Genomic DNA, 24,981 nt, shown 5'->3' on the forward strand with positions numbered 1-24,981 from the left:
AAAATCGGCCGCAGCGAGAACTCTATATTTTCAGATCATCTCAGCAAATTCTTTGCGTTGCTGGTTTTTGCATAGCCGATCGCGCGAAGCCTTCTCATAGTCGTGGACGAGCGTGACCGTCCGAGACGTGGTCATCCCATTCACAACAGGAGAGGCAGACATGAAGCGCGCAAGGCTGGCACAGATTGCGGGACTGCTCGTGGTTTCGGCGTTGATTGGCCCGAGGGCGTCCTTCGGACAGACGGCACCGGTGCCCCACAACATGAAAACAATCGGTGCAGCTTCAGGGCACGCCAAGTCCGAGCTCGTGCCGTCGCTGTTCGTGCTTAATTCGCGCGGCGCCGCCCTGCAGGGCGACACGCTGACCCTGACCGGCGTGACACCGAGCTCGATCATCTTCGCGGACCGTCCGGTGCGCGCCGCGGGTCACCAGCCAACCGCCGACGTGATCGCGGAATGGGGATCCGGCGACGACAGCTTTGCCAAGAACCCGCCGAACGCGACCGTGTCGGTACTCGGCAAGGACGGCTCGGTAAAGGACGCCGTTGTGGTGCTGAAGAACCCGAAGCTCGAGGGCGACAAGCTCACCTTCAACGTCCAGGTCCTTGAAGGTGATCTGGCCGGCGCCGACGGCGCGGCCGCGCTCTTCATCGATATCATTGGCCGGCCGTTCACGCCGCTGTCGTTTGCCGGCGTTGCCCGCCGCACGGCGTTCAGGGGCGCGATGTATGCCGGCGCCGTCGGGGCGGCAGCGTATGGCGCGGCTGCGTACTACCACCCATACGCATACGCGTACCCCCGTGCGGCTTGCGGCTATTACCCGTATCCGCCCTGCTACTGAGACTCGCGAAAAACGGGGGAGGCGCCGTTTCCCCCGTTTGCACGGCGTCTCGATCAGGGAATCGCCAGCGCCTTTTGATCTGAACCAAACGAAATCCGATTGAACGGAGATTTTCAATGGACATCACTCGACGCAATCTCACCCTGGGTGGCGTCAGCCTGTTGGCGGGAGCTTCCGCAAGCACCATCAGCCGTGCCGAACTCGGTTCATTCCTCGGAATCGGGGAGGGCGTCGAGGACTTCCTGCTCGCCACCGACGCCTACATCTTCGGATATCCGCTGGTGACGATGGAGATGACGCGGCGCGTCATCACCAACGTCGCGGCTCCCGCCGGGACGCGCGGACCGATGGGCCAGATCATCAAGCTGCGGCATTATCCCGATGCATCGTTCCGGGACGTCACCGCGCCGAATGCTGATACGCTCTACACGACCTCCTTCTTCGATGTCGGCAAGGAGCCGTGGGTGCTCAGCATCCCCGACATGAAAGGCCGCTACGCGTTGTTGCCGATGCTCGACGGCTGGACCACCGTGTTCGAGGTGCCGGGCAAACGCACCACCGGCACCGGTGCGCAGACCTACGCCATCACCGGTCCGGGCTGGAAGGGCACGCTGCCCCCAGGGGTCAAGGAATACAAGTCGCCCACCGCCATCGTATGGCTGCTCGGGCGCATCTACTGCACCGGCACGCCGGAGGATTACGCCGAGGTGCACAAGCTGCAGGATGAATTCAAGCTGGTGCCGTTGAGCTCATACGGAAAACCCTACACGCCGCCTCCGGGGACCGTCGATCCCACAATCGACATGAAGACGGCCGTGCGCGAGCAGGTCAACCGGATGGATACGGTGGCGTACTTCACGCTGCTGTGCAAGCTGATGAAGGATAATCCTCCGGCGGCGGCCGATGCACCGCAGTTGGCCAAATTCGCCAAGCTCGGCATCGTGCCGGGTCAGGACTTCGACGCAAGCAAGCTCAAGGCGGATTTCGTCAAGCGAGTGCCAGAGGTCGCCGTCGACCGGATCATGTTGCAGTTCAAGGTCAACAAGAACATTACCGACGAGAACGGCTGGGCCTTCACGACCAAGACCGGCATCTACGGGACTGACTACCTGATGCGCGCGCTCGTCACCGCGATCGGGCTTGGGGCCAACCGGCCGCAGGACGCGGTCTATCCGACTTCACAGAAGGATGCGGAGGGCCGCAAGTACAACGGCGCCAACAAGTACGTGATGCGTTTCGCCAAGGGCCAGCTGCCTCCGGCGGAGGGATTTTGGTCGCTCACGATGTATGACTCCGGCTATTTCTTCGTCAAAAATCCGCTCAACCGCTACTCGATCAGCGCGCGCGAGGAGCTGAAATCGAATCCGGACGGCTCCACCGATCTCTACATCCAGAAGGACTCGCCGGGGAAGGACAAGGAATCCAACTGGCTTCCCGCACCGTCAGGCGATTTTGTCCTGATGATGCGGCTGTATTGGCCGAACGAGAAGAACCCCTCGATCATCGATGGATCGTGGAAGATTCCGCCGGTCAAGCAGGTCACGTGAGCCTGAAGTCGTCCTGCAAACACAAACTCTCATATCCCTACGCTCGTCCGGCCTGCGGCTATTACCCTTATCCGCCCTGCTATTGAACGCCGGCGCTTTGGCGCTGGCATCCGACCGCACGAAACAACGACGATGATAAAGGAGAGCATCCCATGTTGACGAAACGCGATCTGCTTCGCTCCGCTGCGATGACTGCGCTCGCCGTCACAACGGCGAAGTCCACCCCGGCAATTGCGCAGAACAAAGCCGATTGGCCCAGGCTGTTAGAGGCCAAGGACATCGCCGAGGCAGGGTTCATCTACGGCCTGCCAATCGTGATGAACTATGCAATCATGTACGAGTACGCGGTCGATCGCAATTCGGGGCAGTTCAAGGCGCCGTTCAACCAAATCAAGAACGAGCCCAACGTCTACACCTACAAGGATACGGCAATCGTCACGCCGAACAGCGACACGCCCTATTCCTTCGTGTGGCTGGATTTGCGGGCGGAACCGGTGGTGCTCTCGGTGCCGGCGATCGACCCGAAGCGCTACTACTCGGTCATGCTCTGCGACGGCAATACCTACAATTACGGCTATATCGGCACCCGAGCCACAGGGAGCGAGGCCAGCGACTACATGGTGGTCGGGCCCGACTGGAAGGGCGACACCCCGGCGGGCATCAAACAGGTGTTTCGTTCGAGCACACAGTTTTCCCTCGCGGGCTATCGCACCCAGCTTTTCGGCCCGGATGATCTCGACAACGTCAAGAAGGTGCAAGCTGGCTACAAGGTGCAGATGCTCTCGGCCTATCTGAAGCAGACGCCGCCGTCGGCCGCGCCAACCATCGACTTCCCCAAGATCGACAAGGAACTCGTGAAGACCAACTTCTTCGATTATCTCGACTTCGCGCTGCAATTCGGGCCGGAACAGGGTAATGAGAAGGAGATACGCGCCAAGCTGGCACGCATCGGCGTCGGGCCGGGCAAGGCCCTCAACTTCAAGGACTTGCCACTGGAGCATAAGCTGGAGCTTGGCCTCGGCATGAAGGAGGGCCAGCGGAAGGTCGACGAGGCCGTCGCAAATGCCGGCAAGGCGATTAATGGCTGGCGGGTTAGCGGTCTTCCAGGCGATAGCGCCCACTACAATGGCGACTGGTTGAAGCGTGCCGTCGCCGCTCAGGCCGGCATTTATGGCAATGACCCGGCGGAAGCGACCTATCCGTTCACGCGCGTTGACAGCGACGGCCAGACGCTCGACGGCAGCAAGCACAATTACACACTGACCTTCCCGGCGGGACAACTGCCACCGGTGAACTCCTTCTGGTCGGTGACGATGTATGACGGCAAGAGCCAACTCCTGATCAAGAACCCGATCAACCGCTACCTCATCAACTCGCCGATGTTACCCGGCATGAAGAAGAATGAGGATGGCTCGCTCACCCTCTACATCCAGAAGGACAGCCCCGGCGCGGACAAGGAAGCAAATTGGCTGCCTGCGCCCAATGACACGATCTATCTCGTGATGCGCCTGTACTGGCCGAAGACGGAAGCGCCGTCCATCCTGCCGGCCGGCGAAGGCACCTGGCGGCCGCCCGGCATCAAGCGGGTTTGACAGACGTCCGAATGCAGATCGATTCGACAATTCAATCGAGTTAAGGAGTAGTGCAAATGTTGACGAAGCGAGATTTACTTCGCTCCACCGTGGCGATCGCCGCCGGCGCCGCGATTGCCAGGCCAAGCCTGCTGATGGCGCAGAGCTATCCCGGCATCATCGAGGCCAAGGGCATCGCCGAAACCGGATTCATCTACGGCCTGCCGATCGTGATGAACTACGGCACCATGTACGAATTTGCCGTTGACCAGAATTCGGGGCAGTTCAAGGCGCCGTTCAATCAGATCAAGAACTTATCCCACGTCGCTACCTATAAAGACACCGCCGTCATTACGCCGAACAGCGACACGCCCTATTCGATTTTGTGGGTAGACCTGAGGGCGGAGCCGATGGTGGTTTCGGTCCCGGCGGTGGACCCGAAGCGCTACTACGCTGTCCAGCTTATCGACGGCAACACATTCAACTACGGCTATATCGGCAGCCGCGCCACTGGAAGCGAGGCTGGCGACTACATGGTCGTCGGACCGGAGTGGAAGGGAGCAACTCCCGCCGGAGTCAAGAAGGTGTTCCAGTCGACCACGCAGTTTTCGTTCGTTCTCTTTCGCACCCAGCTTTTTGATCCGGGCGACATCGGCAACGTGATCAAGGTGCAGGCCGGCTATAAGGCGCAGCCGCTTTCCGCCTTTCTGAAGCAGCCGGCGCCGCCCGCTTCGCCGGCTGTGAATTTTCCGAAGATCGACAAGGAACTCGTGAAGACGAACTTCTTCGAGTATCTCGATTTCTGCCTGCAGTTCGCGCCGGCGCTCGAGAGCGAGAAGGATATCCGCGCGAAGCTTGCGCGCATCGGCGTCGGGCCGGGAAAGACCTTCAGCTTCAGGGATCTCCCGCTTGAGCACAAGGCGGAGATTCTCATCGGAATGAGGCAAGGCGAACGAAAAGTCGACGAGGCCGTCGCAAAGGGCGGCGTATCGCTCAACGGATGGCAGGTCAACTCCTTCTTTGGCAATGCCGAGTTCTACAATGGCGACTGGCTGAAACGCGCCGCGGGCGCCAAGGCGGGCATCTACGGCAACGATGCGGTCGAGGCGGTCTATCCGCTCACGCGCGTCGACGATGACGGCAAGCCGCTCGACGGCAGCAAGCACAACTACACGCTGACCTTCCCGGCCGGTAAATTGCCGCCGGTCAACGCCTTCTGGTCGGTGACGATGTACGATGGCAAGACGCAGCTTCTGATCGAGAATCCGATCAACCGCTATCTGATCAATTCGCCGATGCTGCCGACCATGAAGAAGAACGCCGACGGGTCGCTGACGCTGTACATCCAGCACAAGTCGCCGGGTGCGGATAAGGAATCGAACTGGCTACCGGCGCCGAACGGCCCGATTTATACGGTCATGCGGCTCTACTGGCCGAAAACAGAAGCGCCTTCAATTCTGCCGGTCGGCAATGGGACGTGGCAGCCGCCCGGTATCAATGCTGCGTAATGATTATCCCCGACCTGCTGATGCGCGGTGCCACGTGAGGCGCCGCGCAGCCCGGATTGCAACAAGGAACAAAAGCTCATGAAACGCTACCTGAGATTGGCCGGCGCTACTCTTGCAGTGGCTGTCGACGAGGAGAGAGCCGTGATGCGCGCGACGAGACTGCTTTGCGCCACCGTTGCAGTGGTACTGATGGGCTTGGGCGCCGCTTCCGCACAGACCTACAAGATGACGACGCCTTTCTCATCGGGCGTCGCCGTACCGGACAAGATCGAATCCTCGATCGGGACGCTGAATCTCGATTACGGCTACCCGTCGGTCGATACCGTTGAAAAAATCTACGACAACCTGGATCGTTCGCGCGCGCTACAGGCTTATCTGCTGGCGATTCCGATCGTGAATCAGGCCGGCATGCGCGACTCGCTGCGCAAGTTCGGACCTGATAACCAGACAGACGTGATCTGGGAAAATCTGGTCGATCCGAAGACCGTCGCGCTGACGGCCAACGACAACACGATCTACAACTTCATGTGGGTCGACACGAGCAAGGGACCGGTGGTGGCCGAGATTCCGCCCAAGGTGCTCGGGATGATCGACGACTTCTGGTACAAGTGGGTGGCGGACATCGGCATCACCGGGGCCGACAAGGGCGAGGGCGGCAAATACCTCCTGTTGCCGCCTGGATTCAAGGGCGAGATACCACCGGGGTATCACGTCGTGCGGCCGAGCACTTTCGGCAGCTACCTCGTCTTTCGTGCCTTCGTTGTGGACGGTTCGACCCGACCCGGGGTTGACTCGGTCAAGAAGAACCTGCGGATCTATCGCCTGGCCGAGACCGCCAACCCACCGCCGATGAAGTTCGTCAATGCTTCCGGTATTCCCTCGAACTTTGTCTCGCCGGGTGACTACTCGTTCTGGAGCCTGTTGAACCAGGTCATCCAGGAAGAGCCGGCGGACGGTTCCGATCCCACCACCTTGGGCCTGTTCGCCTCGATCGGCATCGTCAAGGGCCAGCCCTTCAATCCCGATGAGCGGATGAAGAGGATCCTGACCGACGCCGCCAACATCGGCGCCGTGACGGCGCGGACGATCGCCTTCAAGGTTCGCGCGAAGGATGCGTATTTCTATCCGGACAGTACGTGGCGCTTGCCGTTTTTCGGCGGCTACAAGTTCGAGACAGCACCCGGTGTCAGCAACTTGGACGGTGCTGTCTTCTACTATTACTTCGCCATCGGCGTCACGCCAGCGATGGAAGAGAAGATGGTGGGCCGGGGCTCGCAATATCCCTGGTCGGTGCAGGATGCGAAGGGCAATCCCTTTGATGGCGGCAACACTTACATGCTGCGCCTGCCGCCAAATATCCCGGTCAAGGATTTCTGGTCGGTCATCGTCTACGACAACCAGACCCGCTCGATGGTGCAAACCGACCAGCAAGCCCCGAGCGTCAGTAGCCAGAGCAAGGGAGTCAAGGTCAATACGGACGGATCGGTGGATGTCTACTTCGGACCGAACGCTCCTGCAGGAATGGAGAACAATTGGGTGCAGACGATTCCGGGCAAGGGCTGGTTCATGATCCTTCGGCTCTACGGTCCGCTGGAGCCTTGGTTCGACAAGACATGGAAGCCGGGCGAGATCGAACTGGTGCAGTGATGCGGTAACGGAGCGGCAGGCTAGGCGCTTGCCGCTCCGCACCGGTGCGGAGGATGTCGTCTCTTGCGGGCTATTTCTTCTCTTCTTTCGCGGCCAGTGGAGCGGCCTCGTTCGCCGTGCGGATGAAGCTCTTCATCGCACCGTCGTACCAGGCCTTGAAGGCCTAGGCCGTTGAGACCGTACGCGCGGCCTGTGTGCGCTACTACCACTATCCGCGTTCTATTGAGAAGAGAGGAAGCGGGGGAGATGCAGGACTTCTCCCGCTTCAATTCAGCGACCAGGTGACGAGCTCAGCAGGAGAATGGAATGGAGCGCAAGATGTACAGGGCCCTGATTTTCGCAACGATACTGTCTGCGACGGCGATTCCGGTTGCCCGCGCCCAGGTCGATCTCAGCACCTATGCCGACGCCAACGGCTTCCTCAATGTCCAGAAGTTGACATGCGCTCAGCTGGCCGGGACCTGGCAAGGCGATGCCGACCGCCTGACAGCCTGGTACAGCGGCTGGTACAACGGACTTGCTCGCAAGCATTATATGGATATCGTCAAATCAAAAGAGGCCGAGCACGAAATCATTGTCTATTGCAAGGCGAACCCCGGTCAATTGATCATCGAGGCGGTCGCCGTCGTGTTCAAGGACATGCGGGCGAAGCTGGGGATTGAAATGAAGCCCTAGCGGATTCACCGCGATCTCGGCGACCCTGCGCAAGGGCGGATTGTGCATAGCGTCCCAGGGAGGGCCGATGCAGATTGCTGTTCGCAAGCGCCAGTCCTGATCGCGATCCGTAACTGGGAATTGCTTTTCTTGCCGAAGGGATAACTGCAAACAGCCAATGATCGTTTCGTCATGCGCACCATAGCTGTCGTCGATGACAATCCCAGCATGCTGCAAGGTCTAAACCGCCTTTTGTCGGCCCATGGCTACCGTGTCCGGACGTTTGCATCGGCAGAGTCGTTTTTGGAGGCCTATGCCGAGTGCGAAGCGGATTGTTTGCTGCTGGATATTCACCTTGGCGGAATCTCAGGCATCGACCTGCAACGGCAGTTGATCGCGTCAGGTAGAGAATTACCGGTCATTATGATGACGGCCATCGATAATGAGGTTACCCGGCAGGAGGCATTCGACGCGGGCTGCATTGCGTATTTGAAGAAACCGTTTCTGTCAAAGCTGCTGATCGATGCCGTCGGCAGGATTCCCTGAGGAATGGAGCCCAATTCTTTAACGATTGCAGGGAATAGGTACTGGGCAAGTCGAGTAGGATTGGGTTCCGGGTCATATCGTGACATCCCGCGTAAACGGACCGCCTTATCGCATGATAATTCGAATATTTCTCAGTTCGATCGTTCTGCTCCTGGCGATGACCGGTGCGGCTTTTTCCCAGCCAAAGCGGGTGCTGATTGTCCATTCCGTCGGCCGCGATTTCTCGCCGTGGGATGACTACGCAAGAAAGATCCGCGAGGAGTTGAGGCTTCAGTCGAAAGATCCCATCGATATCTTCGAGGCCTCCCTGTCGACGGCTCGCTTCCCCGACGGGAATGAAGACGCCTTTGTCAGCTATTTGAATGCGGTGTTCTCCGAGCGCAAACTCGACCTGATCATGACGATCGGCGGCCCCGCGGCACGATTCTTTCAGCAAAACCGTCCGCGGATTTTTCCTTCGATCCCAACCTTGTACGCGGCCCTCGAGCAGCGGATTTCTCCGAACGCACCGGCGACCGATGCGATGGTCTCCGTATCTATCGACGTATTGGGCACTGTCGAACAGATACTGAAGTTAGTTCCGGAGACGACCAAGGTCTTCATCGTGCACGGGAGTTCTCCGATCGAGAAGCGATGGCTGGAGGAGATGCGCAAGCTGCTCCAACCGCTGACAAGCCGGGTCGAGATCACTTATTCCAATGAACTGTCGCTGGAAGAGATCCTCAAGCAGGTGGCTGTCCTGCCACCCCGGACCATCATCGTCTACGCCCAGATGTTGGTGGACGCCGCCGGCGTCGTGCACGAAGGCGGTCGAGCCATAGACCGGATTCACGCGGTCGCCAATGCGCCAATCTTTTCAGAACAGGACACGTTCTTCGGCCGAGGGATCGTCGGCGGCCGGATGACAAACATATCCGACGTCAGTCGCCAGACCGCCGCAGTTGCCGTGCGCATTCTCGGCGGAGAGTCGCCGGGCAGCATCAAGACGCCTCCGATTCCAGCGGCATCGCCCAGATACGACTGGAGGGAGCTGAAGCGCTGGAACATCAGTGAAAGCCAATTGCCGCCGGGCAGCGAAGCTGTTTTTCGCGTGCCCAGCCTCTGGGAGCAGTATCGCCCGCAACTGACGGCTGTTATGGCGGCCATCCTGCTGCAGGCGGGCATCATTGCATTGCTGCTCGTCGAGCGGCGGCGACGTCTTGTCGCCGAAGCGGAGGCGATCAGTCGCCGTCAGGAGGTCGTCCGTCTGAATCGCGTCACGACCGCAAGCGTTCTGTCGTCCTCGATCGCTCATGAACTCAATCAGCCGCTCGGAGCCATCTTGAGCAATACCGAGGCCGCGCAGATGTTGCTCAAGGCTCATCCACTCGACATGGCTCAGCTCGGCGAAATCCTTTCCGATATCGTCCGGGATGAGCAACGTGCGAGCGAGATCATCAGCGGCCTGCGGAATTTGCTCAACAACAGGACGGAAGCCGATCTGCAGACGCTCGATTTGAACGACACCGTGCGCGACGTCGTCAAGATTGTGTCTCCTGAAGTGACGAGGCGGGGAGTGATTTTACGTACCATTCTTGCGCCGGAGCCACTACGGGTGCGCTGCGATCCGATTCATCTGCAGCAAGTCATCATCAACCTCGTGATGAATGGCCTGGACGCGATGGAAGAGGTGGCCAAACCGCATAATCTGACGATCCGAACAAACCTGACTGATACCGACGGGGTCGAGGTCCGAATATCCGACTCCGGCCCGGGTATCCCCAACGATAAGCTGGCCAGCATTTTCAATCCGTTTGTCACAACGAAGCCGCAAGGGACGGGGCTGGGACTTCCAATCGCACGAACGATACTCGAGAGCTACGGCGGCGAGCTGTGGGCCGAGAGCCGCACCGGGGGCGCGGTGTTCTCCTTTAGGCTTCCGGTGGCCAGCGCTTAGGCAAAATGAGCGGTCACATTCGTTGCGCCCACAATGACCTACCGTGATGATTTCATCTGTCCATCGATGGCACGCGGGCGATGCGTTACGTATTAGAACCGCCTCACCGCTGATGAAGTCAAAGATTATCGAAACGGGCGCATCCGGCTATGCAAAATCAGACACCAACTTCTAAGGATGCCTGTCCGTTTTCGCATAGACGACGCGCGCCCGACTTGCATAGAAATCGAACGAAGAACTGACTGAGGGCACCTTTCTTAGAATGCCGTGAAGCCACTGCGAGCTGGAGGTCACAATGCCTTTCTCGATCTCGATGATTGTCGTGAGTTCTCAGTTGGTTGTTGCAGTGGCTGACAATGTGCCAAAGTTCGATATTGCCCGAAATTGCAAGCTCGATGTTGCCGCTACCGCCGGGCTCTCCGTCGATCAATCGTTAAAAAGCTGCATAAGGGATGAACATCAAGCCCGCCGGCAGCTGGCCAGCCGGTGGTCGAAGCTTCCCGCGGCCAACAGAGCAAACTGTACCGCGAACGAAAGCGTTGGCGGCACGCCGAGCTACGTCAGCCTGTTGACTTGCCTTCAACTGGACCAATGGGCCCGATGACTGCTCAGTCTGGTCTTTCGTACTTTGGATCGCAAGCCGACGATGCCGGGGGACGGCGAACGCAAGTACATTCAGCCGCAGGGTTTTCCAAATCAGCTGTAATGGTCGTGCTCACTCAGTGCAATTCGCACCTCCCGGGCAAATCGACCAGCGAGATGGTGAACGCGGCGAGCGATATCATGAAGAAGACAGCGACCCCGCTTATGCTGGAGTTGCAAGAACGCCGTTACAAAAGCGACGATGACCAGCAATGCTGGCGACCACCGCCCAGAAGATGGCCCGGTTCATCATCGCCGCGCGTCGCATCAGGCGTGGAAGATCGGCCTTGAGCCGGCACCGGACGGTATCGTCAATCAGCAATCCCATTCAGGATTACCGTTCGGTCGACGATTCGGTTCGGGCGGGAAATCAGGACGGCAATGAAGGCGGCCAGCGCACCGAGAAGAAACGCAGGCGCCGCCGCCTGCGAAATGACATGCGATAGCTGACTGACGGAGGGCGTATCTGACAACGTCGGATCCAGCTTGACGTTATTACTTTCACGGAATCCCGGATCATCGCAGCGAGAGGGACCGGCTGTGCGTCGCGCTTACAGCTAGTCGATTCAACTCCGACCCATCATGCTCTCTAGCCCGCCAGCGGCCGGGTGTGCTTTGATTGGTAAAATTCCGATTATGGGGCTGCTTTTGACGGAAGACGGGATGGAAAATTTGGAACTGCAGGGCGTGGGTATCCTCTTGGTCGAGGATTCCTGGCACGTCGGCAAAGCCTTGAAGACCTTGCTTCATGTCTTGGGAGCGGACGTGGCCGGACCAGCCGCGACCACGGCGGACGCCGAGCGCCTGGTTGCCGAGTGCACCCCGGATGTAGCCATCGTCGACATTAATCTCCGAGAAGGCGAGCGGGCCGACGGCTTGATCGATCGGCTGCATGAACAAGGCATTCCAGTTATCGTGCTCACTGGCTACGCGGTTGTTTCTCTAGCCCCAGGAAAGGCCGAGGCCATTCTGCAGAAGCCCGTCAGCAAGGAACAGCTTCTTGCGATCTTGCTCCCGATCATTGCCAGGAAGGTGGATCGATGAAGGGGTTCTCCCGTGCGATGGTCGCTTATCTGCGCTTGAGGGGCATCTCGATTGTGCAGCACACGCCCTCGGACGAAAAAGCGAGGTCGACCTTACCACCGAGTTCGTGAGGGATGAGATCGCAAATAAGGCTGGTCCCGTATCCGTATTGAGTCGGAGCCGATACCGGTGGGCCGCCCGTCTCACGCCATACGGTCATCACACTTGTCGCCGTATCGTCGCTGTTGCCGCACTCCCAGCTTACCGACACCCGACCATCCGGAATCGACAGCGCGCCGTATTTGGAGGCGTTGGTCACAAGCTCATGCAGCACCATCCCCAGCGCCTCGGATGCCGCGGCGGTGAGTGTGATGTCGGGGCCGTTAGTCGTCGTATTTGCGTCCGTCGCGTAGGGAGCTAGCTGGCGGCGGACAATATCCGCGAGGCGAACGCCCTGCCAGTGACCTTGGCTCAATAGCTCATGAGCGACTGCCATGCTTTGGATGCGGCGATCGAGTGCCTGGATAAACTCGTCCATCGTGCTGCTGCCCTGGCGCGTATACATGGCGACCACGGCAACGCGCGTGAGCACGTTCTTGACGCGGTGGTCAAGCTCCGCGATCAGCAAGCGTTGGTGCTCGTCAGCCCGCTTGCGCTCGGTGATGTCGAGGGTCAGGCCTTTGATGCGTACACAGTGCCCGGATGCGTCGAACTCGGCCGTCGCTGTTTCCTCCAGCCACATTTCATGACCGTCAGGACGCATCACACGGAAGGTGACCGCATACGAAGGGCTGTCGGGGCGGACGTTCCTCACGTGCGCTTTGAAGTGCGCGCGGTCCGCCGGATGAATCGACGCAAGAAAATCAGTCCCGGTAAAGGGCGCTTGCGGGTCGTATCCCAGAATCTTTGCCGCGTTATCGCTGCGGTGCGACGAACCGGTGCGGACATCCCATTCGAAAGCCGTCACCGCCCCGGCCGTCAACGCCTCCTGCAGCCGCGCCGCGCCCTCACTGAGCGCTGCCTCGTGCAGACGCCGCTCTGCGAACAGCGCGGCAAGAACGAACGTGCAGAGCGACGTCGTCAGGATGCCGGCTTGGGCACCCAGGATGCGGTCGGCGATCGGGAGATCGGGGTCGCCGAAATACCCGATGCCGAAGGTAGTCGTCCATACGATTGTCAGTGCAACGATGAACGCGGCCGCCGCGGCGAACGCCGGCCGGCAGCGGGCGGCAAGCCACAGCAACAGTGGGAACAGCAAGGCGAGCGGCACCAAAGTCGCCCATGATTCGCGGGGTAGAAAGATATTAATCGCGCTTGTCGCGGTTATCGCCACGAGCGCCATGGCACCTTCGATGGCCTCGCTCTGCGGTGGCGGGTTGCGCACGGCCGCGGCAACTCCGATCAACACCGGTGCAACCGTGACGATGCCGAGGGCGTCGGCCGCAAACCAATGCTGCCAAATGGTCAGGATCGGTGCCGTCGAGCCGTGGAACAGTTTGAACCCCAGAGCCCCACCGATTCCGGAGACGGCCGCCGCGAAGACCGCTGCCGCCAGTAATCCCAGGACGTGGCGCAGCCGGTCGGGGCTGAAATCCGAACCAAATTGGCGCTCGACAAGGAGAGCCGTGAGGATCGCTTCTCCAGCATTGCATAAGGCGAAGGTGATAGCGCCGGCGAAGGTTCGGTCTCCCAACAGATTGGCTACGATCGTTGCCGCCATCGTACCGATTGCCACCGGCCATCGCGCACTCCGGCCCACCGCTATCAGGACGCCGGCGGCAACACCGGAGGCCGGCCAGAACACGGCTACGCCGTCAGGTTTTGTCAGTAGAGAAAGACTCAGTCGCGCCGCCAGGAAATAGGCGATGCCGACCGCCACAGCGAGCCCGATCGCGCTGACCCATCGCCGCGTCGGATCAGCGACAGGGAGCACTCGGCGCTGGACCTGATTTCGTAGATCCTGAAGCACGCGGCAGCCTCTCTCGAACCCCGCATGTAGCACAAAACGTGCGACGCGAGCGATATTAAGCCCTATTGCCAGCGCGCAACCGAAGTCGGTAATGCCGAAAGCTGAACCGCTCAGGCCGCCCCAGAAACTGTCCGATTTTGCATAGTCACCGGTATGAAGAAGGTTCACCTTATCGCCTGCGATGTCACGCGGCGTATGTCAGCGCAGATTGTTCAATGAAACCGTTTAGTCAGAAGGGCGGAGGTAACGATGAAGAAGCTTTCGATCGCGCTATCTGCGTTGCTGATGGCTGGGTTCATCACGGCAAGCACTGAACCGGCCGGGGCGGTAGTGTATTGCCAATATGTTGCCTATCCGGTGGGATGCGTCGCAAGGCCCGGCGTGGTGCTGCGGCCGCGGCCGGTCGCGCGAGCCGTGGTCACTCCCGGCGTCGGTGCTGCCGGAGTTGGAGTACGGCCTCGGACACCGATGAATCGCGGGGGTCCGGTTAATCGCGTCGGGAGGCGCTGAAACTGAATGGGGCGCTGCAACCCTGCGGTCCCCCCATTTTTCTATCTCAAAGAACTTCAGCCAAAGCTGGAATCGGCGCTTCGGGAGTTGCCTGGTCGAGACATCTTCCTGTTTCGGGTTCGAACGGGCCTTCACCGCTTTGCGAAGTTGGATGCCGTAGCTCTGATAGCGTTGGCTCGCGAGGCGCGTTTGGGGCCGGCGGTGCACCGAAGGATTCGCCGAATCATGGATGATGCTGGGGCAGTCCGAGGCAATACGATCGATCCTGAAAGGGCAGGCGAGTTCGTGGGAATCAGTGATCGTCAGGTCCGGTATGTAGTGCAACGGGTCGTGGAATTGCTTGAACCACAGCTGAGGTAAGGGCGGCGTCTCTTGAGGCGAGCACAAGTTCGACGGATAATTTTCCGGAACGAGATTGTTTTGTAGGGCTTCCACTATCGGTCTTAGCCATCGTGGTTGGTCTGAGAACTCGAAGGTGATGGCCCGACGTGCACAGATCGTCAAAATCGCTCCACGAGAGCTCGATGAGACCTTGGTCCTAACAAGATTGTCTGAAACGGCGACGCTTTCGCATGCGCTGCTCCATCCATTCGAGGATTGGCGGGAGCGCGACCCGGCGTTCTCATCACCGATAGCGGCCATTGGGACAATGCGATGACAATGTATTAATCGCCCAGTTTCGGTTCAAGAAGGGCTGCGTTACAAACAAGGCAACGTTACAAACAAGGACCGGCGGGACCCGGAGAGGGTTCCAGATCCCTGGCAGTCGGAACAGAATCCATCCCTTTTGGGATTAGGATTCTCGGCGAGCTATTCGAAGCAGAACACGGCGCGCTCAACGTACGTTGAAGTTCGTCAGTCACGTTCTTGTTCGAGGAACGGTAGCGCTGAACTTTGCAGAGGCAACTGGTCGCACCGGGCGGAACCGAACCCGGTTCTAACGCCTTGTTTGGAATGAGCGATCCAAGCAGGAGAGCCTATGAAGATCACAGCGCATTCCGAGAGCCATATTGTCGAGTTGGATGACGGCACGAAATGGCAAATCTTCCCCGGTGATCTCGACGTCACCCTACACTGGAAGCCTGAGACCGATGTCAAACTTGTGCGCATTGACGATGACATCAGCCTTCAAGCCTTGATCAGCGAGGGTGATAACGGCCGTGTGCGCGTCCGGCCAGTGGGGCAAAGTTGGCCCCGAAGCGTCCAAGTCGCAATCGGAAAGACAAAGCGCGGTCAACGCCGGACCGGCAGAGGCTAATATCCAAGAAGCGCACCTCGATGACGGTGAAGACCCAACCCACGGAGTGGCGAAATACGCCAGCACCTATGGGACAGGCGCCGTCGAAGAGATCGAAGCCTGCGCGAGCGGCGCGGCCTGCTTCTTCTCAGGCTGAGACGGAAGCCGCAAGACAAAGCTCGCTCAAAAAGCAGCGCCGGAGGCCCGCTCATAGAACACCATCAGCTTTTCCCGCTCTTCAAAGCCCCATAGCGGCGGCGTCAGGGCACCAACGTCCATCGCCTGGGTGGTAATGTTGAGCAGATGCGACAGCAGGCGCCCGATCTCGCAATAGAGCACCCGGATGTGCTGGCCGCGCCGGGGGACCGTGATCCCAAGCAGCTTTTCCGCCGCGAGGCAGAACGCATGCTCCTGGTTCATCGGTGCGACATAGTCGAGCCGGTCGAAGTAGGGCAACGCCTGCAGGTAGGTCTTGTGCTCGATCAACTTTTCGGTGCCGCGATGGAGTAGGCCGATATGGGGGTCGACACGCTCGACCACCTCACCGTCAAGTTCCAGCACAAGGCGCAACACCCCGTGCGCTGCCGGGTGTTGCGGTCCAAAATTGATCGTGAAATTGCGGGGCGCAGCGTCGGCCATGCGGGCCTCGTTTCGTTTGCTGGAGCCGCTGGTGAAACGTCCGGTACCATCACCGGTTCTACAGGTGTGCCGGCCGGCGAGATTTGAGCCAGCCGGCCAGGAACCTTTCGTCTGGCTTTGGTTTGGCCCCCAAGAGGCGAGAGCGGCGTGCATTTTCGAGAAACAATCAGATGCATGGAAACCGAGTCGATCCAGCAATGACCGAAAGGAACGAACGCCCGACAGCGCCTTATCCGGCCGAGAAGGCCAGAGGAGGCGAGATCATTCTCCGCACTCCCCTGCGCCGCGCGATCTTCATCGCAGGGTTGGCGGGAGCCGTGGTGTTGGCGCTGCTTCTCGCCTTTGCCCGATTTGCTCATTGAACCGTGCATCGCATCGGCAGTGCCGGGCCAGCAGGAGATCTGCATGGGCAATAGTCAACTCACAGTGCAAGGCGGACATCCAGCCATGACGATGACTGCGCCAGTCGGGACCATCCATCCCTATGCCGACCCGCAAATTGGCGCGGACGATCATTTCTTTCGCGAGGTGAACCACGAGCTGTCGGACCGGGGTTTTCTGGTCACATCCGCAGACAACTTGGTCACCTGGGCGCGCAGCGGCTCGCTGATGTGGATGACTTTCGGTCTCGCCTGCTGCGCGATTGAAATGATGCAGATGGCGATGCCGCGCTACGACGCCGAACGCTTCGGCTTTGCCCGCGTGCCTCGCCGCGCCAGTCCGACGTGATGATTGTTGCCGGCACATTGTGCAACAAAATGGCGCCAGCATTACGCAAGGTGTATGATCAGATGCCGGAGCCGCGCTATGTGATCTCGATGGGATCCTGCGCCAATGGCGGCGGCTACTATCACTACTCGTATTCGGTGGTGCGCGGTTGCGATCGGATCGTCCCAGTCGACATCTATGTACCGGGCTGTCCACCCACGGCCGAGGCGCTGTTGTACGGCATTATGCTCCTGCAAAAGAAGATTCGGCGGACGGGCACGATCGAGCGGTGAGAAGGCTGTCCAGGTTCTAGGATGATCGATCTTAGCAGTATCCGCTGGTGGAACTGAACCATTTGCAGACTTCCGTATGCATCTGCGAGATATCTGCGAAGGCGGACATCATGGCTACAAGGTCTTTCAGGTCACGATGAACGGCGAGGCGCATACCTTTGATAGCTTCGAATACGCCATTCATGCGCTCACACCGACCTGCGATCATTGCGGAATCCGCATCGTCGGGCACGGCTTGGAGAAGGCAGGGACTTTTTTCTGTTGCGAGCATTGCGCCCAAGGCGAAGGCGCTAAAGGTCTACGTGATCGAATCTAGCCCCGGCAATTGATGCGGCCTAGATTCTCGGCATGATCCGAATTATTCCCTCGACCGCACGCCGCGCGGCGCGAGGCGGCCACCCTGCATCTCCAGTTCCACATTACGGCGCCTGTTGCTGCAACCGTGCGCGGGTTTGGGAGTTCCGTGAAATACCACCGCAAGTGACGACACGGAATGGATTGCGTGTGACCGGAACCGGTTCGGCCATTGCGGCTTTCCAAGAGATGGAGCGGAGCCATGGCAACTTCGCGCGCGCCTCGACACGAAACTTTGGAACGTGGGGACATCTTCTTCCTCTACCGACCTGCGGTCGGAGAGGAGAATCCGACAAGCCTGGTCGACATGCAGCGGTTCTTCATTGTGCTCAAGCCACAGGGAGAAACTCGCTTTCGCCTGCTTATCGTCGGCCGCAAGCGCTTGCCCAAGGCAGCCGAGCATGAGCGGTTCTGGGGTTTCGTCGACCATGTGACCGATTCGGCCGACGCGCTGGAGCGCCGCTTGCGGGAAAGCGAATACCAGACACAAACGAGGGGATGACGCCACGCGCCCGCGGTCCGCCCAGCCGGCGAAGGCGTCTATGCGATTACGCTATTGAACGGTCAACTGCACGTCGCTTACGCGCTGGAACTGCCGAAGCACCCATCCGAGGTGCAACGCGCTTTCAATATCGCGCCGGAAGCGGGCTTCGCATTGTCGATCAAGAATCCTGAGGCCGGTGCGCCGCCAGGCGCAGGCCTGAGTGAAGAGGAGAAGCCCGAGTATCCTGAGAAGCTGCAGGAGGAATTTCGCGACCGCCGGTTCGAGCTTGAAGATCTGAGGATGCTCGATTATCCAGGCGCGGAATTCATCCTTGGTGCGCGAGTGGATCCCGAGCGCGCTTATCACCTGCAACTGCCGAAGGAGGAGGAAGATTATGCCCATGCAGATATCGTCGGCGAATTGCGTATGGCGACGTCACGCCATCCCGTGAAGCCACTGTTCGAAGGCCGATGGCAATGAGCGGGCACCCGTACCATATGTCGCGTCAGCCATTAGGCCGGGTTTTTCGCAATCCGGTTGGGATCCTCTAAATTTGCGCGATCGATTATGTCTCGGGTTTGCATAGCGATCACGGACTCTTCATCGGTCGGTATCACGCGGACCGCGAAGCGGCTTTCCCGTGTGGAGATAGAATTGTGCCCGCGCATGTTCGCCTCATCGTCGATTCTGAGGCCCAGCCAATTCAGCCGCGCGCAGATTTGCTTCCGGATCTCCGGGCTGTTTTCTCCGATTCCGCCTGTAAACACCAGCAGATCAACTCCGCTCATGCATGTTGCCATAGCCGCGATTTGTTCGGCCACACAGGCGCAGAACTGATCGATAGCTTCCTTTGCTTTCAGATCGTCGCTCGCGAGCAGGATCCTCATGTCGGACGATATTCCAGAGAGCCCGATCAAGCCCGACCTGTGGTAAAGGAGTTCTTCGATTTCTGACGCTGACATGTTTTTCGTTTGTTGAAGGTAAAGGACAAGTCCCGGATCGATGGCGCCGCTGCGGGTGGCCATCATCAACCCGTCGAGGGGCGTCAGGCTCATCGTGGTATTGACGCTCTTTCCGTTGCGGATAGCACAGAGGCTGGAGCCGCTGCCTAAATGCGCGACGACGACGCGCGCCTCAACCGAATCGAGGCTCCGCGCGATATATTCGAACGAAAGACCGTGGAATCCGTAGCGGCGAATGCCGTCCGCTTCAAATTCGGCAGGCAACGGAAATCGGCGGTAAGTCGGCGGAAGATCGTGGTGGAATGCCGTGTCAAAGCAGGCAACCTGCAACAGCCTTGGTCGGACGGAGATCAGGCTGCGAATGGGATCAAGACATCCGGGCTGATGAAGCGGGGCTAATGGCGTGAGCGCGTCGAGCGCCTGCAAGACCGCGGAATCAACCAACACAGGAGCAGAGAAGGTCGGCCCGCCGTGAACGACTCGGTGACCGACTGCTGCCAATTCAGCGTCGCCGAGCAGTGGTTCGATGCGTCCAAGTAACAATGTTGTCAAGGCCGAACTCGAATCGACGGATTCGGACGTGTGCTCTTGCAGAACTGTGCTGGCAGCATCCTTGACGATCAATTTGGCTTCCCTGGCGTGCCGATCCAGGCTGCCCTTGCACGCGAGGGTCAGTTCGGAGCCGGTACCAACTCTGTAAGCAGCAAATTTAATGCTGGATGAACCGGCATTGAGCGCCAGTATCGCTTGCGGCATCGAGTAATCCTAGTCGATCGTTTCTTTGCTCCGCCAGTGCCAGCCTTGAATTTCGGCCATGTCCTCACCGTGTTCGCGGACATATCGGTGATGCTCGGTGAGCCTCGAGTGGAACGCCTGCTTGGCCGACGCGCCTTTTGAGACAAGGCCGGGGACGCGATCGATCGCTTCGATCGCCAGGTGGAATCGATCAAGCTCGTTGAGAACCACCATGTCGAACGGGGTCGTCGTCGTGCCCTTCTCGCGGAAGCCGCGAACATGGATATTGTCATGGTTGGCGCGGTTGTAGGTGAGACGATGGATCATGTAGGGATAGCCGTGGTAGGCGAAGATCACCGGCCTGTTGCGGGTGAAGAGTCTATCGAATTCTTTATCGGAAAGGCCATGAGGATGCTGCTCACGTGGTTGCAGCGCCATCAGATCGACCACGTTGACGACGCGGACTTTCATGTCTGGAAATGCATCGCGCAGCAGTGAGACGGCGGCCAGCGTTTCCAACGTCGGGATATCGCCGGCGCATGCCATTACCACGTCGGGTTCGTCTGTTTCTTCTGTCCCCGCCCAGCTCCAAATGCCGATGCCGGCAGCACAGTGCGCTTCGGCTTCCGCCATCGACAGCCATTGCGGCGCCGGTTGCTTTCCAGCCACGATGACGTTGATGCGGTCATAGGTCCGCAGGCAGTGGTCGGTCACACATAGAAGGGAGTTAGCATCGGGCGGAAGATAGATGCGAACGATATCCGCATCCTTGTTAGCCACTAGGTCGACGAAACCAGGGTCCTGATGACTGAAGCCATTGTGATCTTGCCGCCATACATGTGAACTGAGCAAATAATTCAAGGAAGCGATCGGCTGCCGCCATGGCAACGTGCGCGACACTTCGAGCCATTTCGCATGTTGATTGAACATGGAATCGACAATGTGAACGAACGCTTCGTAGCAATTGAATAACCCATGTCGACCAGTGAGGAGGTAACCTTCGAGCCATCCCTGACAAAGGTGCTCGCTCAGCACCTCCATGACCCGGCCATCCCGGCCGAGATGGACATCGTAGGGTTCGATATCTTCCATCCACACCCGCTCGGTCGCCTCGAATACCGCATCGAGCCGGTTTGACGAGGTCTCGTCGGGTCCCATAAGCCGGAATGTTCTGGCTTCGGCGTTGAGCTCGATCACGTCGCGGAGATAATTGCCCATGACGCGCGTGGCCTCTTCGGGCCCGGCGCCCGGGGAGGGTACCTCGATGGCGTGTTGACGATAATCCGGTAATTCGAGCTTTCGTTTTAATGTCCCGCCATTAGCGTGCGGATTTGCGCTCATGCGATGGCTGCCGGTCGGAGCCAAAGCCTGCAACTCGCCAACGAGCCGTCCGCTCTCATCGAACAGGGTATCCGGCTGATAGCTCCGCATCCAATTCTCCAGAATGTCTAGATGCGTCGGATTGGTTCGTACGCCGTCGACCGGCACCTGGTGGGCGCGCCAAAAACCCTCAACCTTCTTGCCATCGACGTCTTTCGGGCCGGTCCACCCCTTAGGACTACGCAACACGATCATTGGCCAGCGCGGGCGCTGCCGTCTGCCCCCATTCCTTGCACTGATTTGAATTTCCCGGATCCGATCAAACGCCTCATCAAGCGTTTGTGCCATCTTCTGGTGCATTTCGCTCGGTTCGCTTCCCTCCACGAACAGCGGATCATGACCGTATCCGCTCAACAGCTGATCCAGTTCGTCGGTTGGCAGGCGTGCGAGGATCGTCGGGTTGGCGATTTTGTAGCCGTTGAGATGCAGGATCGGCAGGACAGCCCCGTCTCGAGCGGGATTGAGAAACTTGTTGGAGTGCCATGATGCGGCGAGCGGACCGGTTTCGGCTTCGCCGTCCCCGATCACACAGGCGACCACGAGATCCGGATTGTCGAAGGCGGCGCCGTAAGCGTGTACGAGCGCGTAGCCCAACTCACCTCCTTCATGAATAGAACCGGGGGTCTCCGGTGCGGCATGGCTTGGAATTCCACCGGGAAAGGAAAACTGCCGGAAGAGCTTTCGCAGGCCGTCGGTATCTTGCGTAATGTCGGGGTAGATTTCGCTGTAGGTGCCTTCGAGATAGGTGTTGGCAACCATGCCCGGTCCGCCGTGCCCGGGACCGCATATATAGATCATGTCGAGATTGCGGGCGCGTATGACGCGATTCAAATGGGCATAGATGAAGTTCAGCCCCGGTGTCGTGCCCCAGTGCCCGAGCAAACGGGGTTTGATATGCGTAGGTTGCAGACGCTCGCGAAGTAGAGGATTGTCGAGCAGATAGATCTGCCCGACGGACAGATAGTTCGCCGCGCGCCAGTAGCGATCAAGTTGCCCGAGTTCGCTGGTTGTATTCGCGGGTTGATGCACCGTCCAATCCCTTAGGTGCTACTACAAACCTGAAGATCACGTTGCTTCAATCGAATGTGAGGCCGTAGGTTCCGCTCATAAGGAAGTGTAGCGAGGTCCGTCTGCGGCTCAGGATGACTTGATCCGATGAGCGAGTTCCCCGAAAGAATAGCGAGGTGAAGCCGCACCGTCAGAAGACCTTCTCGCTGGATGCCGCTGCCGAGGCGCTCGCCTCGGCCGAAGGGGGGCATTTGGTCGGCAAGGTCGTGCTGACGGTCGGATGACCGGGCGCCCGGTGCACCAGCTTCAGATCGATGCAACTTGATGGAAGTGTCCACCCCTCACGATGTGCAGTGCAGTCACGGCCGCCATATTGTCGCCCCTTGAGTCCCACCGTACCGGCGTGGGGTAGGCGATCCCGGTTCGATTGATACCTCTCAGGCACTCCAACACGCCGGCTCGAACCAACGCGCCGCGCCTCGCAGCCGCGCAGATAGCTTCAACGACCGTCATCGTGGCATCGAAGGAATTGACCGCATAGTTCGTGATCGGACCGAATTGACGTTCGTATCGCATGGCGAAGTCGCTTGAGCCGGCCACCTTGCCGATCTCCGGACAAGCCGACAGCACAATCACGCCTTCGCCTTCCGTCGCCGAACGGCCGGCCGGCACAAGGAAATTTCCGACATCCCAGCATCCGTCGCCGGCCGCAAACAGCTGCATGTAGCGCTGGGTCCGCATTTCCTTGAGCAGAGGCGCTCCCTCAAATGTGCCGCCATAGAATACAAGGTCGGCATCTCCGGAAAATCCGTTCACTAATGCGACAAAGTCTTCACAGCCCTCGCTAACTTGATGATGGTTGATAACGGTTCCGCCCACCGCTTTCCACGCAGTAACGAATTGCGCGCTCATGCTGGAGCCGTAAACCGTTTGCGTCTCGACGACGATCGCGCTCGCTTTTTGCCGTTCGTCGCGCAGGTACCGGGTGATCGCCGCTGCTGTGACGTCGTCCCGGTTAGTGAAGCGGAAGACGTTGGTCCATCCTGATTCGGTCAGTTTTGGGTTTGAAACGATCGGCGCAACGAGTGGCAGGCTACGTTCCAGATAAATAGGCGCGGTCGCCAGCGTCACGTTGCTGTTATAATGCCCTATGATCGCGAGAACGGCATCATCATCCGCAAAGCGGTGGGCGATCGTTCGGCCTTCCTCTGGATCAACGGCATCATCCAGCACCCATGCCTCGAGGCGGATTCCAGCGGCGTTGCTAGTCTCGTTCGCCTCAACAACAGCGATTCCGGCCGCCTGCATCATCTCGCGACCAAGTGGGGCTCCTCGTCCCGAAAGAGGCGCACCGATGCCAATCTTGCACAGTCGGGACGTTTGCATTGCCGATCCTCTAATCAAGGGAACAAGCAGACATCGAGCTTGGCGAAAAGCTTCAAAACACGAGGCGACGGTAAGGACTAGCGCAGGACAGGCGCGGGTTTACGTCGATGAGCCGCAATGAACATCCGTGTCGAGGTCGCGAGCGGGAACTGAACCGATCAGTTTGATGCTGGGCCGCACCCGGTCCAATGGCTGGGCCTCAACGCCATTCCACTTTGCGGATCTTAAAGGCTCTGGCGCCTCCAGGCGTCAGGACCTCAATGCTCATGCCTTTGGTCTTTCCGATTAATGCGCGGGCAAGCGGCGAAAAAATCGAAATCTTGCGCTTCTTTGCGTCCGCCTCGGGCTCACCAACGATCTGCCAAACCCGCTTCTCGTCGGTATCCTCGTCGATGACGGTCACTGTGGCGCCGAATTTGACGGTGTCGCCGGAGAGCTTCGATATGTCGATTACTTCGGCGCGGGCAAGCTTGTCCTGAAGTTCTGCGATGCGTGCCTCGTTGCCTTCCTGCTCGAATTTGGCGGCTTGGTACTCCGCATTCTCGGGCAGGTTGGGATCATCCGCGAGTGCATCCTTGATGCGTTCGTTGATGCGCGGGCGATCGACCTGGACGCGGCGCCTCAGTTCGTCTTGCAGACCGGCGTAACCCTCGGCTGTCGTGGGCAGCTTCTGAATCGGTGTTTCGATATCGTCATTCATTGGGCCTGTGCCTAGGTCCGAGGTGGGACGTGCATGCGCACGTTCCCCGCCACGCCCTTCGGATGGATCCCCTTGGCGCTACCGAGCAGGGGAACAGCAGCGGATCAGCGCTTGCCTCCCCCAACTGTCGCAGGAATACAATGTTCCGCTTTTGCAGGGCTATCTTAGGTCGGAACCAGTATTGTTGACGCCGCTGCCGCCGGCTCGACGGTCATGGCCCCGCCAGCGCCTCAGTGGCTTCGGGCGAACTCCTGCTTTCGTCCGTTTTGCCGAACTTCGAGTTCGCCGGCAGTTGCAGGACGGTCGCGCGCTGACCCTCGCTGAGCTTTGTCACGAGAACTATCCTGCCGTTGGCAAGCTCCAGCGCGTCATGATGCATGCGCGGTTGGCAGACATCGATTCGTCGAAACCGGGCAAGTCGTTCGCCTTGCATGCCAAACCGGAAGCTCGGCAGGAGGCGAGCGAAGGCGTGGGCGGTCTCGATTTCGCGCTCGAAAACGAGTTCGGTGCCTGGGAGAAGGCAGACTGCCACTCCCGGCTCGCCCGCCGCCGTGAAGCCGCGCGTTTCGGTTCCGGGGAAACTGGTTGAAATTAATCGGTCGCCTGCCTTGGCCGCCCGCGACCTGACAGCGTGAAGGCTATAATCGCACATCGGGCATTCTCCCCTAGAGGCGAATAAACGTCTGCGGCGAAAAATAGTT

At 59.2% G+C, this 24,981-nt stretch carries 24 protein-coding genes and 2 pseudogenes; 20 read left to right on the top strand and 6 right to left on the bottom strand.

The features are described 5' to 3' along the window. Positions 1-160: 160 nt before the first annotated feature. The 11 genes from V1286_RS06695 (at position 161) to V1286_RS06745 (ending at position 11,936) form a co-directional block, all read left to right on the top strand. The gene (locus V1286_RS06695; protein WP_334478406.1) at positions 161-841 is read left to right on the top strand and encodes a hypothetical protein; all 681 of its coding nucleotides are present in this window, start codon (positions 161-163) and stop codon (positions 839-841) included. 116 nt (positions 842-957) lie between these two features. Next, entirely contained in the window at positions 958-2,388 is a 1,431-nt protein-coding gene (locus V1286_RS06700) for a DUF1254 domain-containing protein (protein WP_334478408.1), read from the top strand. A gap of 152 nt (positions 2,389-2,540) precedes the next feature. Further along, a complete protein-coding gene (locus tag V1286_RS06705) occupies positions 2,541-3,980 on the top strand; it encodes a DUF1254 domain-containing protein (protein ID WP_334478410.1) in 1,440 nt (479 codons plus the stop codon). A 56-nt stretch (positions 3,981-4,036) separates the two neighbouring features. After that, a complete protein-coding gene (locus V1286_RS06710) occupies positions 4,037-5,467 on the top strand; it encodes a DUF1254 domain-containing protein (RefSeq protein ID WP_334478411.1) in 1,431 nt (476 codons plus the stop codon). A gap of 141 nt (positions 5,468-5,608) precedes the next feature. Continuing rightward, a complete protein-coding gene (locus V1286_RS06715) occupies positions 5,609-7,114 on the top strand; it encodes a DUF1254 domain-containing protein (protein ID WP_334489549.1) in 1,506 nt (501 codons plus the stop codon). Positions 7,115-7,432: 318 nt separating this feature from the next. Beyond that, entirely contained in the window at positions 7,433-7,789 is a 357-nt protein-coding gene (locus tag V1286_RS06720; RefSeq protein ID WP_334489551.1) for an HdeA/HdeB family chaperone, read from the top strand. A gap of 171 nt (positions 7,790-7,960) precedes the next feature. Next, positions 7,961-8,314 (top strand): response regulator transcription factor, encoded by a 354-nt coding sequence (locus V1286_RS06725; protein ID WP_334478413.1) that lies wholly within the window; start codon positions 7,961-7,963, stop codon positions 8,312-8,314. Between the two features lie 112 nt (positions 8,315-8,426). Beyond that, positions 8,427-10,250: a sensor histidine kinase gene (locus V1286_RS06730; RefSeq protein ID WP_334478415.1), complete on the top strand. Its 1,824-nt coding sequence runs from the start codon at positions 8,427-8,429 to the stop codon at positions 10,248-10,250. A 295-nt stretch (positions 10,251-10,545) separates the two neighbouring features. Continuing rightward, positions 10,546-10,854 carry a hypothetical protein gene (locus tag V1286_RS06735; RefSeq protein WP_334478416.1) on the top strand — a complete coding sequence of 103 codons (309 nt, stop codon included), beginning with the start codon at positions 10,546-10,548 and terminating at the stop codon, positions 10,852-10,854. A gap of 250 nt (positions 10,855-11,104) precedes the next feature. Continuing rightward, entirely contained in the window at positions 11,105-11,338 is a 234-nt protein-coding gene (locus tag V1286_RS06740) for a hypothetical protein (RefSeq protein WP_334478418.1), read from the top strand. Positions 11,339-11,555: 217 nt separating this feature from the next. After that, on the top strand, positions 11,556-11,936 hold the full coding sequence (locus V1286_RS06745) for a response regulator (protein ID WP_334478419.1): 381 nt from the start codon (positions 11,556-11,558) through the stop codon (positions 11,934-11,936). Between the two features lie 25 nt (positions 11,937-11,961). Here the strand turns inward: V1286_RS06745 and V1286_RS06750 are convergent, their stop codons facing one another. Next, positions 11,962-14,052: an MASE1 domain-containing protein gene (locus V1286_RS06750; protein WP_334478421.1), complete on the bottom strand. Its 2,091-nt coding sequence runs from the start codon at positions 14,050-14,052 to the stop codon at positions 11,962-11,964. 81 nt (positions 14,053-14,133) lie between these two features. Here V1286_RS06750 and V1286_RS06755 point away from each other — a divergent pair, with 81 nt between their 5' ends. Together V1286_RS06755 and V1286_RS06760 are read left to right on the top strand one after the other, a co-directional pair. Then, positions 14,134-14,394 carry a hypothetical protein gene (locus tag V1286_RS06755; RefSeq protein ID WP_334478422.1) on the top strand — a complete coding sequence of 87 codons (261 nt, stop codon included), beginning with the start codon at positions 14,134-14,136 and terminating at the stop codon, positions 14,392-14,394. Between the two features lie 979 nt (positions 14,395-15,373). Further along, positions 15,374-15,652: a hypothetical protein gene (locus tag V1286_RS06760; RefSeq protein ID WP_334478423.1), complete on the top strand. Its 279-nt coding sequence runs from the start codon at positions 15,374-15,376 to the stop codon at positions 15,650-15,652. A 171-nt stretch (positions 15,653-15,823) separates the two neighbouring features. Here V1286_RS06760 and V1286_RS06765 read toward each other — a convergent pair. After that, positions 15,824-16,270 (bottom strand): annotated as a pseudogene (locus tag V1286_RS06765) (NADH-quinone oxidoreductase subunit D); the annotation flags it as partial. A gap of 197 nt (positions 16,271-16,467) precedes the next feature. On the opposite strand from V1286_RS06765, the gene V1286_RS06770 reads away from it, so the two are divergent. The 5 genes and pseudogenes from V1286_RS06770 to V1286_RS06790 all read left to right on the top strand — a co-directional run bounded on the left by V1286_RS06770 (position 16,468) and on the right by V1286_RS06790 (position 18,589). Next, entirely contained in the window at positions 16,468-16,632 is a 165-nt protein-coding gene (locus V1286_RS06770; protein ID WP_334478424.1) for a peptide ABC transporter permease, read from the top strand. A 91-nt stretch (positions 16,633-16,723) separates the two neighbouring features. Then, positions 16,724-17,271, top strand: a pseudogene (locus tag V1286_RS06775) (NuoB/complex I 20 kDa subunit family protein). A gap of 76 nt (positions 17,272-17,347) precedes the next feature. Continuing rightward, the gene (locus V1286_RS06780; protein ID WP_334478425.1) at positions 17,348-17,587 is read left to right on the top strand and encodes a hypothetical protein; all 240 of its coding nucleotides are present in this window, start codon (positions 17,348-17,350) and stop codon (positions 17,585-17,587) included. 240 nt (positions 17,588-17,827) lie between these two features. Then, positions 17,828-18,127 (top strand): hypothetical protein, encoded by a 300-nt coding sequence (locus V1286_RS06785; protein ID WP_334478426.1) that lies wholly within the window; start codon positions 17,828-17,830, stop codon positions 18,125-18,127. A 54-nt stretch (positions 18,128-18,181) separates the two neighbouring features. Beyond that, the gene (locus V1286_RS06790; RefSeq protein ID WP_334478427.1) at positions 18,182-18,589 is read left to right on the top strand and encodes a hypothetical protein; all 408 of its coding nucleotides are present in this window, start codon (positions 18,182-18,184) and stop codon (positions 18,587-18,589) included. A gap of 32 nt (positions 18,590-18,621) precedes the next feature. Here V1286_RS06790 and V1286_RS06795 read toward each other — a convergent pair whose 3' ends face one another. Continuing rightward, positions 18,622-19,827 (bottom strand): acetate/propionate family kinase, encoded by a 1,206-nt coding sequence (locus V1286_RS06795; RefSeq protein WP_334478429.1) that lies wholly within the window; start codon positions 19,825-19,827, stop codon positions 18,622-18,624. A gap of 9 nt (positions 19,828-19,836) precedes the next feature. Then, the gene (locus tag V1286_RS06800) at positions 19,837-22,215 is read right to left on the bottom strand and encodes a phosphoketolase family protein (RefSeq protein WP_334478430.1); all 2,379 of its coding nucleotides are present in this window, start codon (positions 22,213-22,215) and stop codon (positions 19,837-19,839) included. A 155-nt stretch (positions 22,216-22,370) separates the two neighbouring features. On the opposite strand from V1286_RS06800, the gene V1286_RS06805 reads away from it, so the two are divergent. Further along, positions 22,371-22,478, top strand: a complete 108-nt coding sequence (locus V1286_RS06805; RefSeq protein WP_334478432.1) for a zinc-binding dehydrogenase — start codon at positions 22,371-22,373, stop codon at positions 22,476-22,478. 22 nt (positions 22,479-22,500) lie between these two features. Here V1286_RS06805 and V1286_RS06810 read toward each other — a convergent pair whose 3' ends face one another. Together V1286_RS06810 and greA are read right to left on the bottom strand one after the other, a co-directional pair. Continuing rightward, on the bottom strand, positions 22,501-23,580 hold the full coding sequence (locus V1286_RS06810) for a branched-chain amino acid ABC transporter substrate-binding protein (RefSeq protein WP_334478433.1): 1,080 nt from the start codon (positions 23,578-23,580) through the stop codon (positions 22,501-22,503). Between the two features lie 199 nt (positions 23,581-23,779). Further along, positions 23,780-24,280: a transcription elongation factor GreA gene (gene greA, locus V1286_RS06815; protein ID WP_334478434.1), complete on the bottom strand. Its 501-nt coding sequence runs from the start codon at positions 24,278-24,280 to the stop codon at positions 23,780-23,782. 181 nt (positions 24,281-24,461) lie between these two features. On the opposite strand from greA, the gene V1286_RS06820 reads away from it, so the two are divergent. Then, on the top strand, positions 24,462-24,869 hold the full coding sequence (locus V1286_RS06820; RefSeq protein WP_334478435.1) for a hypothetical protein: 408 nt from the start codon (positions 24,462-24,464) through the stop codon (positions 24,867-24,869). Positions 24,870-24,981 lie beyond the last annotated feature (112 nt).

Origin of the sequence: Bradyrhizobium algeriense, from assembly GCF_036924595.1 — a bacterium.
GTDB classification, from domain to species: Bacteria; Pseudomonadota; Alphaproteobacteria; order Rhizobiales; family Xanthobacteraceae; genus Bradyrhizobium; species Bradyrhizobium algeriense.